The sequence below is a fragment of the Chitinivorax tropicus genome (genome assembly GCF_014202905.1).
Lineage (GTDB): Bacteria > Pseudomonadota > Gammaproteobacteria > Burkholderiales > SCOH01 > Chitinivorax > Chitinivorax tropicus.
The window spans coordinates 26323-40878 of sequence record NZ_JACHHY010000021.1 but is presented as its reverse complement, the minus strand read 5'-3'; the positions used below and the strand labels follow the sequence as shown (position 1 = coordinate 40878).

Sequence of the window (14556 nt, the reverse complement as noted above, 5' to 3'; positions counted from 1 at the left end):
GCATGCAGCACCATCAAGGTTGGCTTGATGTTGCCCGATCCAATTCACGATAGAGGATGTCCACGATACGTTCAGCGGCTTTTCCATCCCAGAACTTGGGCTGGCGGCCCTGCTTGCCCTGCCCCGCCAGCACTTTGCGCGCCTCTCGTACAATCATGTCCGGCGATGTACCCACCAAGGTGTTGGTGCCATCGCTGATCGTCACCGGTCGCTCGGTATTCTCCCGCAGCGTCAAACACGGCACGCCCAGCCCGGTCGTTTCTTCCTGCAACCCCCCGGAATCCGTCATGACAATGGCGGCATCCTTCCAGAGGCTCAAAAACTCCATATAGGACAAAGGCGGGGTTGTGATGATCCGGTCGCCCAATTCGATGCCGAATTTCTCGATATTGCCCCGTGTACGCGGATGCACCGGGAAAATGAGCGGCAACTCAGCGGCGACTTCACGCAACGCACCAATCAGCTTGGTCAGCGCTGCCTGATCATCCACATTCGACGGGCGATGCAACGTCACCACACCATAACGTGGGTATTTGGCTTTCAATTCAGCGGCCTGGCCTGCCAACTCGGTTGAGCTGAGCTGATCACGCTGATAGAACAGGTTGTCGATCATGACATGGCCGACGAAGAAAACCTTCTCTTGAGGCTGGCCCTCCTTGAGCAGGTTGATCTCGCCGCTTTCCTCGGTCACGAAGAAGTAGTCGGAAATGGCATCCGTCGCCAGACGGTTGATCTCCTCAGGCATGGCGCGATCACCGCTCCGCAAGCCCGCCTCGACGTGCGCCACAGCCACCCCCAATTTCTTTGCCACCAGCGAGCAGGCAATGGTGGAATTCACATCCCCTACCACCAGGCATAAGTCCGGCTTGTCTTGCTCATTGCACAGTGTCTCGTAAGCCACCATGATCTTGGCTGTCTGCTGGGCATGGCTGCCACCACCCGCTTCCAGATAGAAATCCGGCTTCGGAATACCCAGCTCATCGAAGAATACATCACTCATTTCCCGGTCATAGTGCTGGCCGGTGTGGACGATCCGATACTCGAATCGCTCTTGCTGTTTGTCCAACGCACGCACGATGGGTGCAAGCTTCATGAAATTGGGGCGCGCCCCGCCAACCAGATGAATTTTCTTTTTCACGTGAATTTCCATTGCTAACCAAATCACGGCCCATTGCTTCAGCAAGAGGCAACCAGTTCCTTCAGGCCATCGATCAACCCAACCGATGCAACGACACCCAACGACTGATTCATCCGGGTCACTTGGGTCGCTGATTCACGGATATCACCGTCTCTTGCCGGCTGGTGATCGACTTGCAAGCCGCGGCTTGCCGCCTGACCCAGGGAATCGATCATCTGCAATAGCGTGACGCTTCTGCCTGTACCAATATTGCACACACCTTGCAGCGAAGACTGGAGTGCGGCCAAGTTGGCTTTGGCGACATCCTTGACGAAAATGAAGTCCCGTGTCTGGCCACCATCACCAAACACGGTCAACGGTGCTTGTTGTTGCAACCGATCGATAAACCGGCTGATGACACCTGCGTAGGGAGATCTGGGGTCCTGCCGTGGCCCGTAGACATTGAAATAACGCATACCCAGACTGGAAAAGCCATGCAGCTCGCGATACAGCGCCGCATATTGGTCGTTGATCAACTTCTCCAGGCCATACGGCGACAATGGCCGGGTGGGGCTGGTTTCATCCAGCGGCAGCTGTGCTGGTGTGCCATATACCGCAGCGCTGGAGGCATACACCAAGCGCTTGACCCCATGCTTTCTGGCCGCTTCGATCACGTTGATGAAGCCTGCGATATTGCTCTGCGCAGAAAATGCAGGGGACTCGATCGATGCCTGCACAGAAACCTGCGCTGCCAGGTGCAGAACAGCTTCCACACCATCCATGGCAGCATCCACTGCCGCTGCATCTGAAATGTCTGCCTGAACGAATGACAGCCTGGGATGCTTGGGCAGATTGTCCAATTTCCCGCTGGAGAGATTGTCCAGCACCCTTACCGAAAACCCTGCTGATAACAGGGCATCCACTGAATGAGACCCGATGAAGCCCGCTCCGCCGGTGACTAGAATCATGCAATGCTCCGAAAACCGCACGCAACCACACCATAGCAGGTATGGCTGTCGCAAATGACTGAAGGAATGAAAAGTGACGATGAAATCGATGCCATGTCATGAGCGCAGGCAACCCTGGGCATGCTTGACACGATGTCAGCCAAACCCTGAGTCGCATGCGAAATGTGACACTCCGTGGGGATGTGGCGCCATGATAACATCGGCATCATGAAAAAATCCATCCTTATTCATTTTGAATATTTATACGTAAAATTGCATGTACAGGGATTGACAGTATGGTAAGGCAATAAACACACATACGCACGTTAAATACTGCACCAATGAGGGATGCGGGTATCTTTTGATCAGAAAGCTGATCTTACATGAGAAATGGTGGTCGTGATCGACCCTTTAGACATAACCACAATGAGTTATGACAATCAGATATCCGACTCTGCCGCACCCGCCCGCCCGATCAGACGAGTGGAGAACTCATCACTCATCTTCTGCTCACGTTTGGCTTCGCGCTTTTGCTCTTGCTGCAGATGGCGTGTCTCCAGCTTGCGATACGCCCCGACCTGGTTTTCGAGCGCCTGCCAGCGGTCACGCGCTTGTTCGAAGCGCTCTTTGGCCACGTCAAGGGCATCATGCTGTTGGCGGATCGCGGTGTCGATCTTGGCGATGAACGCTTGGTAGTCCCGCCACTGATTCACCGTCATACCTGCCTGCTCAGTAGCCGCCAAGCGGATGCGGTACTCCTGCCGAAACCCTTCCAGCTGCTGCAGCTGCTGCTCTGCGCTTTGCCACTGTGCCTTGCAGGCCGCCATCACACGTGATGCATCCTCGCTCTGACGCGCAGCCTGTTCTAGCAGCAATTGGAATTGGAAAGGTTTGGCCACGGTCAGTCATCGTCCCTCAAAACAGGCAATCTTCCTGTTTTAGAGTCTAGGTTGTGTTGATATGAATTCAAGCGATGGGGGTGTTTCCACCAGAGGCAGACAAACACAACAGAGTCTAGATCATTTCGATCGCCAGCTGCGCCAACAGCTGGCGGCTGGTCGCATAGTCTTCACAGTCATGCAACAGCTGGACGAGAAACGCCTCCATCTTGGGCTGCAGCATGATGGCCTTGTCGAGCACCGGGTCTGCACCACGGACATAGGCGCCGACGCTGATCAGATCGCGGTTCCGCTGGAAGCGGGAATAGAGGTATTTGAAACGCCTGACGATTTCCACCTCTGCTGGTGACAGGATATCGGTCATCACCCGGCTGATGGAGGCCTCGACATCGATGGCTGGATAATGACCCTGCTCAGCCAAGGCCCGAGACAGCACAAAGTGGCCATCCAGAATGGCGCGGGCGCTATCCGCAATAGGGTCTTGCTGATCATCACCCTCAGTCAACACGGTGTAGAAAGCGGTGATCGAACCGCCGCCCTCGGGGCCATTGCCAGCACGCTCCACCAGCTGTGGCAGCTTGGCGAACACAGATGGCGGATAGCCTTTGGTGGCCGGTGGCTCACCCACGGCCAGGGCAATCTCTCGCTGCGCCATGGCATAGCGGGTCAGCGAATCCATGATCAACAGCACATTACGCCCTTTGTTACGGAAGTATTCGGCAATCGACGTGGCGTAGGCGGCGCCATGCAGGCGCAGGAGAGGCGGTGAATCCGCCGGGGCGGCTACGACGACTGAACGCCTGAGCCCTTCCTCACCCAGGATGTTCTCGATGAAGTCCTTGACCTCACGCCCACGCTCACCAATCAGCCCCACCACCACCACATCTGCAGTGGTATAGCGGGCCATCATGCCAAGTAGCACGCTCTTGCCGACGCCGGAGCCCGCAAACAGCCCCAGACGCTGCCCCCGCCCAACAGTCAGCAGCGCGTTGATCGCCCGCACGCCAACATCCAATGGCTCCCGCACCGGCGCACGATCCATAGGATTGAATGGCCTGGATGTCAGAGGCACGAACTCGCGTACATCCAACGCTCCCAGGCGATCCAATGGCCGCCCTACGCCATCCACCACCCGCCCGAGCATCCCTTCACCGACTGCCACTTGACGGCCCTTGTCCTCGATCCGCCGGGCAGGGTGAGCCATCTCACCATACCTGGGGACCCTTGCACTGATCGTATCGGCAGGCACCACCGGCGCCCCAGGTTCCAGGCCATAGGTATCGGATACCGGCATCAGAAACAGCTTTTCGCCAGAGAAACCCACCACTTCGGCCTCGACCGAAAACCCGTTGGGCATCAGAATGTAGCAACAACTCCCCACCGGCAGGCGCAGGCCAGCTGCCTCCAGCACCAGGCCAGCAGCACGCGTCAACCGACCTGCCGTCTGCCAGGGCCGAGCGTCTGCCAGCGCCAGTTGGCATTGCTCGACGAATTGCGACCAGCGCAACGTTGTATCAATCATCCTGCTTCGCCATTTCCATACAGAACCAGCTGATCATTCCAACCAGTCGGACTGCTGACCCAAAGTCGCCACAACACGCCGCCAGCGCGTGGCGATCTCCGCGTCTGCCTCGCTGTTGCCCGCGACGATTCGGCAGCCACCAGGCTGGATGCTCTCATCGGCAACCAAAACGCAGCCTGGCTGGGTCTCGCTCCCCATCACGACCTCCACCGCCGCGAGATCCGCTGGGTTGAGCAGGACACGGGGCTGCTGCGCCACCGCAGGCAGGCTGGCAATCGCCTCACGGATCACCTGTGACAGCATCTCCGGCTTGACGGCGATTGATTGACGCAACACCTGCCGAGCCACCTCCAGTGCAATCTTCAATACATCCTGGGCGACCTCCTGTTCGAAATGATCGCGCAACTGTGCAAACGTCTCAAACACCTGTCGGCATCGCTCCACTTCACCCGCCCCAGCCAGCCGTCCCTCATTCAACCCTTGCTCGAAGCCTTGTTCAAAGCCAGCCTTCTGGCCTTCGCCAAAAGCCTCCTGGTAGGCTTGCTGGTGTATTGCCTCGATTTCCTCCGCTGTGGGGTAAGGCAGATTTTCCTGCAGAGGTGGGATGGCATCGGTATCGCCCTCGATCGGCACCGCCTCGTCGGTGGGCACCACTGGTGCCGGTGCTATTGTAGTGACTGGCGCCTCGCGCTGGGCCTCGTCAAAGGCAGCCATCTCCCACCGTTGATAGGCGGTGAGTTGTTCTTTAGGGATGATGTTATTCGACAAGGCCCTCGTCTCCGCCTGAGGCAATCACAATCTGACCTTCGTCGGCCAGGCGGCGCACGATCTTGAGGATTTCCCGCTGTTCCGCTTCCACTTCCGACAGTTTCACCGGGCCTTTGGCCTCCAGATCGTCCCGCAGCATTTCCGCCGCGCGTTGCGACATGTTGCGGAAGATCTTTTCCTTGAGTTCCTGGCTGGTGCCTTTGAGCGCGATGATCAGCGACTCGGACTGCACCTCGCGCAACAGCACCTGGATGGATCGATCGTCCAAGGCCAGCAGGTTGTCGAATACAAACATCTTGTCCTGAATCCGCTGCGCAAGCTCGGGATCATATTCACGGATAGATGCCAAGGCAGAGGTTTCGACCTGGCCGCCCATCAAATTCAGGATCTCCGCCGTCATCTGTACGCCGCCCATGGCGCTCTTCTTGATCTTGTCCGTGCCCGACAGCAGCTGAGTCAGCACTTCATTCAATTCACGCAAGGCCTGTGGCTGTACGCCTTCCAGTGTGGCGATCCGCAGCAGCACATCATTGCGAAGCCGCTCGACGAAATAGGACAACACCTCCGATGCCTGATCCTGCTCCAGATGCACCAACACCGTGGCAATGATCTGCGGGTGCTCGTTCTTGATCAGCTCGGCCACCGCCGCCGAATCCATCCACTTCAGGCCCTCGATGCCGGTATTTGCCTCATTGCCCTGCAAGATGCGGTCCAACAGGTTGTTGGCACGATCCACACCCAGCGCCTTGGTCAAGACACTGCGCAGATATTCATCCGCAGCGCCCAGACTGGCGCGGTTTTCGACCTCGGTACGGAAATCCGCCAATACTTCTTCGATTTCCGCTCGATTCACGTTCTCCAAGGCAGCCATGGTGGCACCCAGCTTCTGCACCTCTTTCGGGCCTAGGAACTTGAACACCTCCACCGCAGCCTCTTCGCCCAGGCAAAGCAGCAGAATCGCACTCTTACGCAGCCCCATCTCACTCATCTTCTGCCATCACCCATGTTCGCACCACGCTCGCCACCATACGTGGATCATTTTTGGACAGATCCTTGGCCATTTGCAGGTTGTCTGCATAGGTTGCCAGCCGCTCGGCCTGCTCCACATCACCCTGCTCGGCCAAAGCCTGCGCCTCTTGCGCTGCGGCTTCCTCAGGCGAGCCAGGCGCATACTGTGGCTCGCTCTTCTCAGGCTCCGGCTCGCGGGTCATGTACTTGATGGCAGGACGGATCACCCCGAAGATCAGGTACAACACAACCAACGCGATCAACGCATTCTTGAAGATCTGCTGCCAGTTCGCCCGCGCCTCTTGGGTTAGACGCTCGACCATGGAAGGCGGTTCAACGTTGGCATCAGCAAATGGTGCGTTCACCACATTCACCGAATCACCACGCTGTTGACTATAGCCCATCGCCTCGCGCACCAGATTGGTGATCTGGGTCATCTCGTTGGCGGGACGAGCCTTAAACAACAGCTTGCCTTCTTTGTCCTTTTCACCCTTGTAATTGACCACCACGGCGGCGGACAGGCGTTTGATATTCCCCAGCGACTGTTTGACATGCTGCACGGTCTTATCCACCTCGTAATTGATGGTGGACTCACGATGCGTGGTGCCCTGCCCGGTGGCAGCCCCAGCGCCGCCGGTACCCTGCCCCGGCTGGGTAGTGATGGGGGCGGTGGCATTGCCGGGCGGCTGATTCGAAAATGCGCCGGGTATGCCTGAGGGGTTGGCCGCCGCGCCATTGACCGTCTCGACTGACTGCTGGCTACGGATTGCTGATTTTTCGGGAGGGGAATTGGGGCGGAATGTCTCCGAGGTCTGCTCGGTTTCCGCGAAATCGAGATCCGCTGTCACCTCAGCCTTGACATTGCCTTTGCCGACAATCTGTTCCAGAATCGTTTCGATGCGCTTGACGTAATCGCGCTCGACCTGACGCACAAAATTCAATTGACGTGGGTCCAGCCCAGTCGAGCTGATGCCATCCAGGCTCTTGCTCAACAGATCACCATTCTGATCAACCACCGTCACACTCTTGACCGGCATATCCGGCACGCTGCTGGCGATCAAATGCACAATCGCCGCCACCTGCGCACCATCCAGCACCCTGCCGGGGTGCAATGTCACCAAGACCGATGCCGACGGCTTCTGCTGCTCACGCAGGAAAACCGTCTGTCGCGGAATGGCCAAGTGCACCCGCGCTGTTTGAACAGAGGACAGGGTTTCAATCGAGCGGGCCAACTCACCTTCGATGGATCGTTGGTAGTTGATTTGCTCGGCAAACTGGCTGACCCCCAGTTTCTGGTTGTCCATCAGCTCGAAGCCAACCGTCCCGCCTTTGGGCAAACCTTGGGCGGCCAATTTCAACCGGGTGTCGTAGACAGCCTCAGCAGGCACACTGATGGTGCCACCCGCCTCGATCTTATAGGGGATATTCAGCTGTTGCAGGCTTTGCGTGATGGCACCACCATCACGATCGGACACGTTACTGAACAACACCTTGTAAGGAGTGGATTGTGTCCACAGCAAAGTGGCGACAATCATCGCCACCACCGTCGCCAAACCGACGATCACAGCGATTTTTTGATTGTTGGGTAGGCTACTGAAACGTTGCCGGATATTTTCTAGGATTTGCCGCAGGGCTTCTGGCATTGGTTAACCTGCTGGTTACAGGGTCGTTATACTTGGATATTCATGACTTCCTGGTAGGCGGATACCAGTTTATTGCGAACCTGAACCATGGTTTCGAACGAGAGGCTGGCCTTTTGCATGGCAATCATCACGTCCTGCAGGTTGGTATCAGGGTTGCCAAGCTCGAATTGTTTTTGCAATTCCCGCGATGTCTGCTGCGCTTGATTGACCTGATCCAGACTGGATTTCAGCAGTGCTGCGAACTCAACGGGCTGGGCCTGTTCCTGATCCGCGTGCGCAACCCCACCCGCCGCTTTGGCGGACATGGCACGCAATTCACCCAGCATGGTGTCGATTCCGTTGATACTCATCTTCCTCGCCTCTTTCGGCGATTATAGCCAAATTGACTGCAAATGTAAGTCCACCGCGTGGCTTCGTGCATCGGCCTCATACATCCTCACCCTCTTCACGGAACTGTTGCAGCTTGTAGCGCAAGGTCCGCTCGCTGATTCCCAGCCGTTCCGCAGCTAGTTTGCGCACGCCATTGGTCGCTGCCAGCGTCTCCAGAATCAGCCGTTTCTGATTGGCTCGGATGTCTGCCGACTCAGCCGGGCCATCATCCAGGCTACGTTCTGGCGCATCCACCACTGGCGCTGAGGGCTGGGGAGCTGGCAGCAGCAGATGCGAGGCTTGGATCAACCCTGTCGGGGACAGGATCAGCGCACGTTGCACGACGTTTTCCAGCTCTCGGATGTTGCCCGGCCACGGGTGGGCTCGCAATGCCCGCTCCGCGCCTTGATCGAAGCCCGCCCCTGGTCGTTGATCTCGCTGGGCGTAACGATCCAGCAAATGCCGGGCCAGCAGTACAATGTCTTGCGGTCGCTCACGCAAAGGCGGAATGGCCAACGGAAATACATTCAAGCGGTAATACAGGTCTTCCCGGAAACGATGGGCCGCTACCTCGGCTTGCATATCACGGTTGCTGGTGGCCAGCACCCGGATATCGAGCTTCACCGAGCGCGTCCCGCCGACACGCTCCAGCTGCCGCTCTTGCAGCACACGCAGCAATTTGGCTTGTAAGCCGAGCGGCATTTCGGAGATCTCATCCAGCAACAACGTGCCCCCCTCTGCCTGCTCGAATTTGCCTGCATGAGCTTGGTTGGCACCGGTAAAGGCACCCTTCTCATGGCCGAACAAGGTCGATTCCAACAGCTGCTCTGGGATGGCAGCGCAGTTGATGGCCACGAATGGCCCCTTGGCGCGGGGAGACTGCGCGTGCAGGTAGCGGGCATACACCTCTTTACCCACGCCGCTTTCCCCGGTCAACAGCACAGTCGCATCTGATGCCGCCACCCGTTTCGCCAAGGCCAGTAGCTCGACGGATTTGGGGTCCTCCGCGACCAGGCCGGCATCGTCGTCCTGGCGGGCGGGTAGCATGAAACGGGCAACTTCCGCCAGCAATGTGGTCGGCTCGAAAGGCTTCAGCAGATAGTGTGCGGCACCGTCACGCATCGCCTGCACAGCACGCTGGATGTCACCATAGGCAGTCATCAACAGGAATGGGACATGCGGGCACTGCTGTTTCACCGCCAACAACAGTTCGTAGCCGCCCATCGGGCGCATCTGCACGTCGGATACGATCAGCCCGATCGGCTCCCGCGCCAACAGCGCCAGCGCTTCGCTGCCATCCGCCGCGGCCCGCACGGTGTAGCCAGACAATTCCAATGTATCCAGCAGTGCCTCACGCAGGGATTTGTCATCTTCTACAACCAATACAGGCAAGGGTTTCATAGCGGTCATTGCAGTGTGGGGCGGACACGTTGCCAGATCGACAACATCAAGTCATACACAATCAACGCCTGCTCGGAAGGATAAGGCCGTATCTTGTGCGGAAATATGCGTTGCCGGTCGAGGTCATGCAGTCGGGCCAACGGCTTGAGTGCTGAACAAACTGCAGACCAGCCAATAGTGGCCCTTCCGACCCCAACAGATCAACGCATCAGGATGTGCTTATTCTCGCACAAAGCCAGACTGCCCGGCTATTGTTGGAATCAGCCAGCAGAGCTGGTTTGCGGTCTGTTACGGGTGGCAACGCAACTGAGCACCTTGGCCGCCATGTCCTTCAAGGCGACGACCTCGTGTGCGGCACCCAATGCGATGGCCTCTTTGGGCATGCCAAATACCACGCAGCTGGCCTCGTCCTGTGCGAAATTGTAGGCGCCCGCTTGGCGCATTTCCACCATACAGGCTGCGCCGTCCTTACCCATGCCCGTCAGGATGACGCCGATACAGTTCTTGCCCCCCAGATTGGCGGCAGAGCGAAACAGTACATCCACAGATGGGCGATGCCGATTCACCGGCACACCTTGATTCAACTCGCATACATACTTGCCATTGAGCCAGCCCAGCAGCAGGTGGGAATGCCCCGGTGCAATATAGGCAAACCCAGGGCGGAGCACTTGATGGTGCTCGGCCTCACGCACGGAGATGCGGCACAGGCCGTCGAGCCGCTCGGCAAAAGAGCGGGTGAACATCTGCGGCATATGCTGTGCAATCAAGATAGGTGGCGCGTCGGGCGGCATGGGCAGTAGAAACTCCTTGATCGCCTCGGTGCCGCCTGTCGATGCGCCAACAATAATCAAGGGTTCATTGCGTGGGGGGATGATCTGGCGGCGCGGTAAAATCATATCCGCGCTATGCGATGGTAGAACTTCGATGACGACCCCCTTGATTTCAACCTGACCCTTGACAGCACAAAACCACAGCGACCACTACGCTCCTTCAGCGCGTGGAATGAAGTAAAGCACCACCTCATTGCCGTTACCGGCGTACTCCATATATGACGCAAGCGATTTCACCAGGCGGATGCCACGGCCATGCGTGAGCCGACTGGTGGTGGCAGGTTCTTCGATCTTGGTGAAGTCGAACCCGCTGCCGCTGTCGCGGATGAAGATGCGCAACCCCCGCTTACCCTGGATATCAACCTGTGACAGCTCCAGGTCGATCTCGCCTCGTATCAGCGCTTCGAGGCGCTCCGAACGTATTCTCAGGTACTCATCCATCCCGGCCTCCGCCGTCTTCAAGGCAGAGGGTACTTCAAGCAGACCATGATCCAGCGCATTGTTGAACAATTCGGAAAGAATCAGGAAGATGTCGGACAACGAGGCCTTGAGGTAGTCGATCTGTTTGACGAACTCCATCAACAGCGGCACCACGCTACAACGACGTAGCTCATTGGGCCCAAGGGTCAACGCGATCCGCCAGTGCAAGTCAACCGCTTCGCTGGAGATGATATCGTTACGAATGGATTGCGGAACCGGCGTATTCACCTCACCAGGGGTGCAACGAACCATGGCCAAGGAGACATCATCATGAAAGGGCAAGCCTTGCATGAACTGCGTCACATCCGTCTGCAATCTTGCAAACGCATCTTTGCCCGGCCCCTGGCGGAATGCCTCGTAGATGGGCTCGATGCCAAATAGCGTTCCATCACCACGACGAGCCTCGATCAACCCATCCGAACAGAAGAACAGCCAGCCCTCTTCCTCATAACTGATGTGAGCGGTCGTGGCGTTGAAATCCTTCGAAGGCAGAATGCCCAGGGGCAGATGGTGGGATTTCCAGCGAGCGCGTTCATTTCCGTTGGCATCAAAGAACAGGATGTCCGGCATGCCGCCATTCCACACCTCGATTTGACGGTTGACCGGATCGATCGATGCGATGGACACCGCCACGAAGCGCCCGATCGGCAACACCTGGCGGATCTTGCTATTGATCTCGGCCAGGATCTCCGGCACCGAAAAGCCCTTTTCGGTCATGGTATAAAACGGCTGAGTCAACGGCAGCACATTCAGTGCAGCAGTCAAGCCGTGGCCGATACCGTCCGCCAACATGATGTACAAACGATGCCCCGGCGTGCGCGCTGCCGCGATCAGGTCGCCAGACAAGCTCTCAGCGGGTGTGATGGAGTAGGTCAAAGCCGGGTCGGAGAGCCGGTCGGCATTGACCATCTGCTCCATCAGATGGCGGGCAACCCGTTTTTCCTCCTCCGCCCGCTCGTAATAGTCCGCCAGCTTGGATGACTGCTCCCTGACTTTCTGATGCAGCTCGATGGAGCGCTCGATCGCCTTGATCTTGGCTTCGAGAATCCGGAAGTTGATCGGCTTGAGCAGGTAGTCATCAGCCCCTTGCTCAATGGCGTCTGCAAGCCGGTTCTCCTCACCGATTGCCGTCACAAAGACGATCGGCACCCAACGATCCTTGGCCAGCGCCTTGATCCGGGCTGCTGCTTCCGGGCCGTCCATGACTGGCATCATCATGTCCATCAGCACGAGGTCTGGCAGTTCAACTTCAAACGTATCGATTGCCTGTTGGCCATCACGTGCCAACACAGTTTGATGCCCCAATGCAGTGACAAACTTCTGCATCAGCAAGAGCATGATTTCAGCGTCATCTACAATGAGTATCTTCATGGCCGACAGGTCACCGGGCTGTTATCTGATCGTAAAGATCTTTCCAAAGCAGGCTATCTCAAGCACCTGCCGCACCGTATCCTTGCAATTGACCAGTGCCAGACTCTTGTTGGCGGCATTCACCTTCTCCTTGACCAACAGCAGCATGCCCAATGCTGACGAATCCAGATAGGTGACGCGCTGGAAGTCGATCTGCACTTCATTCACATCCGGGTTGGCAATGACCATCTCACAGCATTGTCGGAAATCCCGATGCGAATTGAAGTCAAACTGACCAGCCAGGATCACTTTCGCTACCTTGCCTTCATATTCCACTTTAGGGCTCATTCACTCCACCTTAGTATCAATCAGAAGCGTAACCTTTGGGGTACCTCAAAATTGCAAACGAACTGCACCGCAGATCCAAAGGGGTGGTGCAGACCAGCGAGACGCTCAACTGCAATTTAAGTACGACTTGAAAGATGTCAAACGGACAGATTGCAGGATACGCCCACGTACCTGCTCAATGCATCATCACCCATCTTGCACTTCGGGTTGCCCTGATCCAATCAGTTCGACTGATCGATCGGTCGCGCCTGATTTCTATTAACAATAGCCACCGAGTCAACGAGTGGCAACTCAATCACAAAACTCGTGCCTAAGCCAGGGCGCGATTCTACCGTGATGTGCCCATCATGTGCGTCAATTACCTGCTTGACGATCGCCAGACCCAGTCCCGTCCCGTCGCCACGGGTGGTGAAAAAAGGCTCGAACAGGCGCTGGCGCACCGTCTCTGGCATGCCGCATCCATTGTCCTCGATGCAGATCCGGACGTGATGATCCAGGCTGGGCCGCAGCATGACCTGCTGACCGGGTGAACACGCCCGGATGGCATTGTCGAGCATATTCAACAATGCCCCGGACAATGCCTGCTTATCACATGACACCATCACATCTGCCGCCAGATGTCCGATTTCACAGACCACACCCGCCATCGCAGCCTGCGGTGCGATCACCTGCTCCACCTCATCCAACACCTCGTTGACGGCAATGGGCGCCAAACCCGCCACCGCAGCCCCTTTCACAAAGCGCAACATATCCTGGATCAAGTGCTCCAACACACGCATACGCTCCAGCGCTTTACCGGCAAAGCGTTGTCGATCTGCGTCCGCCAGCCCCTCCCGGGTCAGATTGGCGCTATACAACATCGCGGTGGATAAAGGCGTGCGCAACTGGTGCGCCAGGGCTGCCGACATCTGCCCCATTTCCACCAGGCGCTGCTGTTTGGCCAGTTGCTGACGCATGTGATAAGGCTCGGACACATCATGCAGCAGCACGATGAACCCACCGGAGGCCGCCAGGCTGTTTTCCACCAGCGTCAAGACACAATCCGGCCTGCCAGCCAAGCGCCACTCACCTGGGCTCTCGAATGATTCAAACCGCTCGGACAACACAACAGACCAGTCCTGGCCAATGACCTGCTCGCCTAATATCCGCACGGCAGCGGCATTCAACGCCACCACCTGCCTGGAGACATCCAATTCCACCACGCCCGCCGGCAAGGCTTGCAGCAAAGCGACCAGCCGCTCCGACAGCCCAGCCTTTTCAGCATATTGGCGTTTGAGCTCGCCGTTGGCCACGGCCAGCTCTTCTGTCAATTGTTGTGCCTGCGCCTGTAATTCGGCATAGGAATCGGTCAACTGGCGGGAAGCCTCGGTGAACATGGCAAAGGCCTGCTCCAGCTCGCTTCTTCCCTGATCCATTGGCTGTGTCGTGATCGGCATATCCACCCCAGGTTCATTGACCTTGATTTACCGCAGAAACAGTATCTGACATTTCAGATACTGTGCATTTCTCGTGCTCTGGCATGATTACCCCATTCCGTAACCCTTGCAAGTCCATGCCGGCCCGTGTCCAATTGGCACAGGATTATCGTCGTATTCGATCAAAATTCACATTTACATGAAAAACATTTGAAAAAACAACACGCTCAAACAGGCAATCGGAATCGACACCCCGCCGATGCGGATTCAGGGCAAGTCAGATATGGGAAAAACCACAATCGGGCGTGACATTACAGTCAACACGGACTATACACACTCTAGACACGCGCCATGCGGGTTCGATGTGCCAGATGGTGAGATCGGCAACCATGACATATAAAGAAGTGATGGCCAAATACGAAAAGACCAATAGTATTTAATGAATCTCTAATATAATTC

At 57.0% G+C, this 14556-nt stretch carries 13 protein-coding genes and 1 pseudogene; all 14 read right to left on the bottom strand.

Features of this window, described 5'->3' with window-relative positions; all coding sequences use genetic code 11:
• Positions 1-13 precede the first annotated feature (13 nt).
• The gene (gene wecB, locus HNQ59_RS15485) at positions 14-1138 is read right to left on the bottom strand and encodes a non-hydrolyzing UDP-N-acetylglucosamine 2-epimerase (RefSeq protein WP_343074299.1); all 1125 of its coding nucleotides are present in this window, start codon (positions 1136-1138) and stop codon (positions 14-16) included.
• Positions 1139-1176: 38 nt separating this feature from the next.
• On the bottom strand, positions 1177-2085 hold the full coding sequence (locus HNQ59_RS15480; protein WP_184041303.1) for an NAD-dependent epimerase/dehydratase family protein: 909 nt from the start codon (positions 2083-2085) through the stop codon (positions 1177-1179).
• A gap of 419 nt (positions 2086-2504) precedes the next feature.
• On the bottom strand, positions 2505-2963 hold the full coding sequence (fliJ, locus tag HNQ59_RS15475) for a flagellar export protein FliJ (RefSeq protein ID WP_184041302.1): 459 nt from the start codon (positions 2961-2963) through the stop codon (positions 2505-2507).
• 115 nt (positions 2964-3078) lie between these two features.
• Complete coding sequence (gene fliI, locus HNQ59_RS15470; RefSeq protein ID WP_184041301.1) at positions 3079-4485, bottom strand: flagellar protein export ATPase FliI; 1407 nt, start codon at positions 4483-4485, stop codon at positions 3079-3081.
• A gap of 33 nt (positions 4486-4518) precedes the next feature.
• A complete protein-coding gene (locus tag HNQ59_RS15465; protein ID WP_184041300.1) occupies positions 4519-5253 on the bottom strand; it encodes a flagellar assembly protein FliH in 735 nt (244 codons plus the stop codon).
• Entirely contained in the window at positions 5243-6241 is a 999-nt protein-coding gene (fliG, locus tag HNQ59_RS15460; RefSeq protein ID WP_184041299.1) for a flagellar motor switch protein FliG, read from the bottom strand. Before fliG ends, HNQ59_RS15465 begins: the two co-directional genes overlap by 11 nt.
• Positions 6234-7904, bottom strand: coding sequence for a flagellar basal-body MS-ring/collar protein FliF (gene fliF / locus HNQ59_RS15455; protein WP_184041298.1), 1671 nt, complete (start codon positions 7902-7904; stop codon positions 6234-6236). The genes fliG and fliF overlap by 8 nt, the downstream gene beginning before the upstream one ends.
• 26 nt (positions 7905-7930) lie before the next feature.
• Positions 7931-8254, bottom strand: a complete 324-nt coding sequence (fliE, locus tag HNQ59_RS15450) for a flagellar hook-basal body complex protein FliE (RefSeq protein WP_184041297.1) — start codon at positions 8252-8254, stop codon at positions 7931-7933.
• A gap of 76 nt (positions 8255-8330) precedes the next feature.
• Complete coding sequence (locus HNQ59_RS15445; protein ID WP_184041296.1) at positions 8331-9674, bottom strand: sigma-54-dependent transcriptional regulator; 1344 nt, start codon at positions 9672-9674, stop codon at positions 8331-8333.
• Between the two features lie 5 nt (positions 9675-9679).
• Entirely contained in the window at positions 9680-9814 is a 135-nt protein-coding gene (locus HNQ59_RS19865; protein WP_281397228.1) for a hypothetical protein, read from the bottom strand.
• Between the two features lie 120 nt (positions 9815-9934).
• Positions 9935-10600, bottom strand: a pseudogene (locus tag HNQ59_RS15440) (chemotaxis protein CheB); the annotation flags it as partial.
• Between the two features lie 54 nt (positions 10601-10654).
• Positions 10655-12355 carry an ATP-binding SpoIIE family protein phosphatase gene (locus HNQ59_RS15435; RefSeq protein ID WP_184041294.1) on the bottom strand — a complete coding sequence of 567 codons (1701 nt, stop codon included), beginning with the start codon at positions 12353-12355 and terminating at the stop codon, positions 10655-10657.
• A 21-nt stretch (positions 12356-12376) separates the two neighbouring features.
• The gene (locus HNQ59_RS15430) at positions 12377-12682 is read right to left on the bottom strand and encodes an STAS domain-containing protein (protein WP_184041293.1); all 306 of its coding nucleotides are present in this window, start codon (positions 12680-12682) and stop codon (positions 12377-12379) included.
• Positions 12683-12903: 221 nt separating this feature from the next.
• Positions 12904-14118: a sensor histidine kinase gene (locus HNQ59_RS15425; RefSeq protein ID WP_184041292.1), complete on the bottom strand. Its 1215-nt coding sequence runs from the start codon at positions 14116-14118 to the stop codon at positions 12904-12906.
• Between the last annotated feature and the right edge of the window lie 438 nt (positions 14119-14556).

Bases quoted from the DNA above. Each gene is read 5' to 3' on its own strand.
- HNQ59_RS15445 (WP_184041296.1), bottom strand. From the start codon at position 9,674: ATGAAACCCTTGCCTGTATTGGTTGTAGAAGATGACAAATCCCTGCGT.
- HNQ59_RS15430 (WP_184041293.1), bottom strand. From the start codon at position 12,682: ATGAGCCCTAAAGTGGAATATGAAGGCAAGGTAGCGAAAGTGATCCTG.
- fliE (WP_184041297.1), bottom strand. From the start codon at position 8,254: ATGAGTATCAACGGAATCGACACCATGCTGGGTGAATTGCGTGCCATG.
- fliG (WP_184041299.1), bottom strand. From the start codon at position 6,241: ATGAGTGAGATGGGGCTGCGTAAGAGTGCGATTCTGCTGCTTTGCCTG.
- HNQ59_RS15435 (WP_184041294.1), bottom strand. From the start codon at position 12,355: ATGAAGATACTCATTGTAGATGACGCTGAAATCATGCTCTTGCTGATG.
- HNQ59_RS15425 (WP_184041292.1), bottom strand. From the start codon at position 14,118: ATGCCGATCACGACACAGCCAATGGATCAGGGAAGAAGCGAGCTGGAG.
- fliF (WP_184041298.1), bottom strand. From the start codon at position 7,904: ATGCCAGAAGCCCTGCGGCAAATCCTAGAAAATATCCGGCAACGTTTC.
- HNQ59_RS15480 (WP_184041303.1), bottom strand. From the start codon at position 2,085: ATGATTCTAGTCACCGGCGGAGCGGGCTTCATCGGGTCTCATTCAGTG.
- fliI (WP_184041301.1), bottom strand. From the start codon at position 4,485: ATGATTGATACAACGTTGCGCTGGTCGCAATTCGTCGAGCAATGCCAA.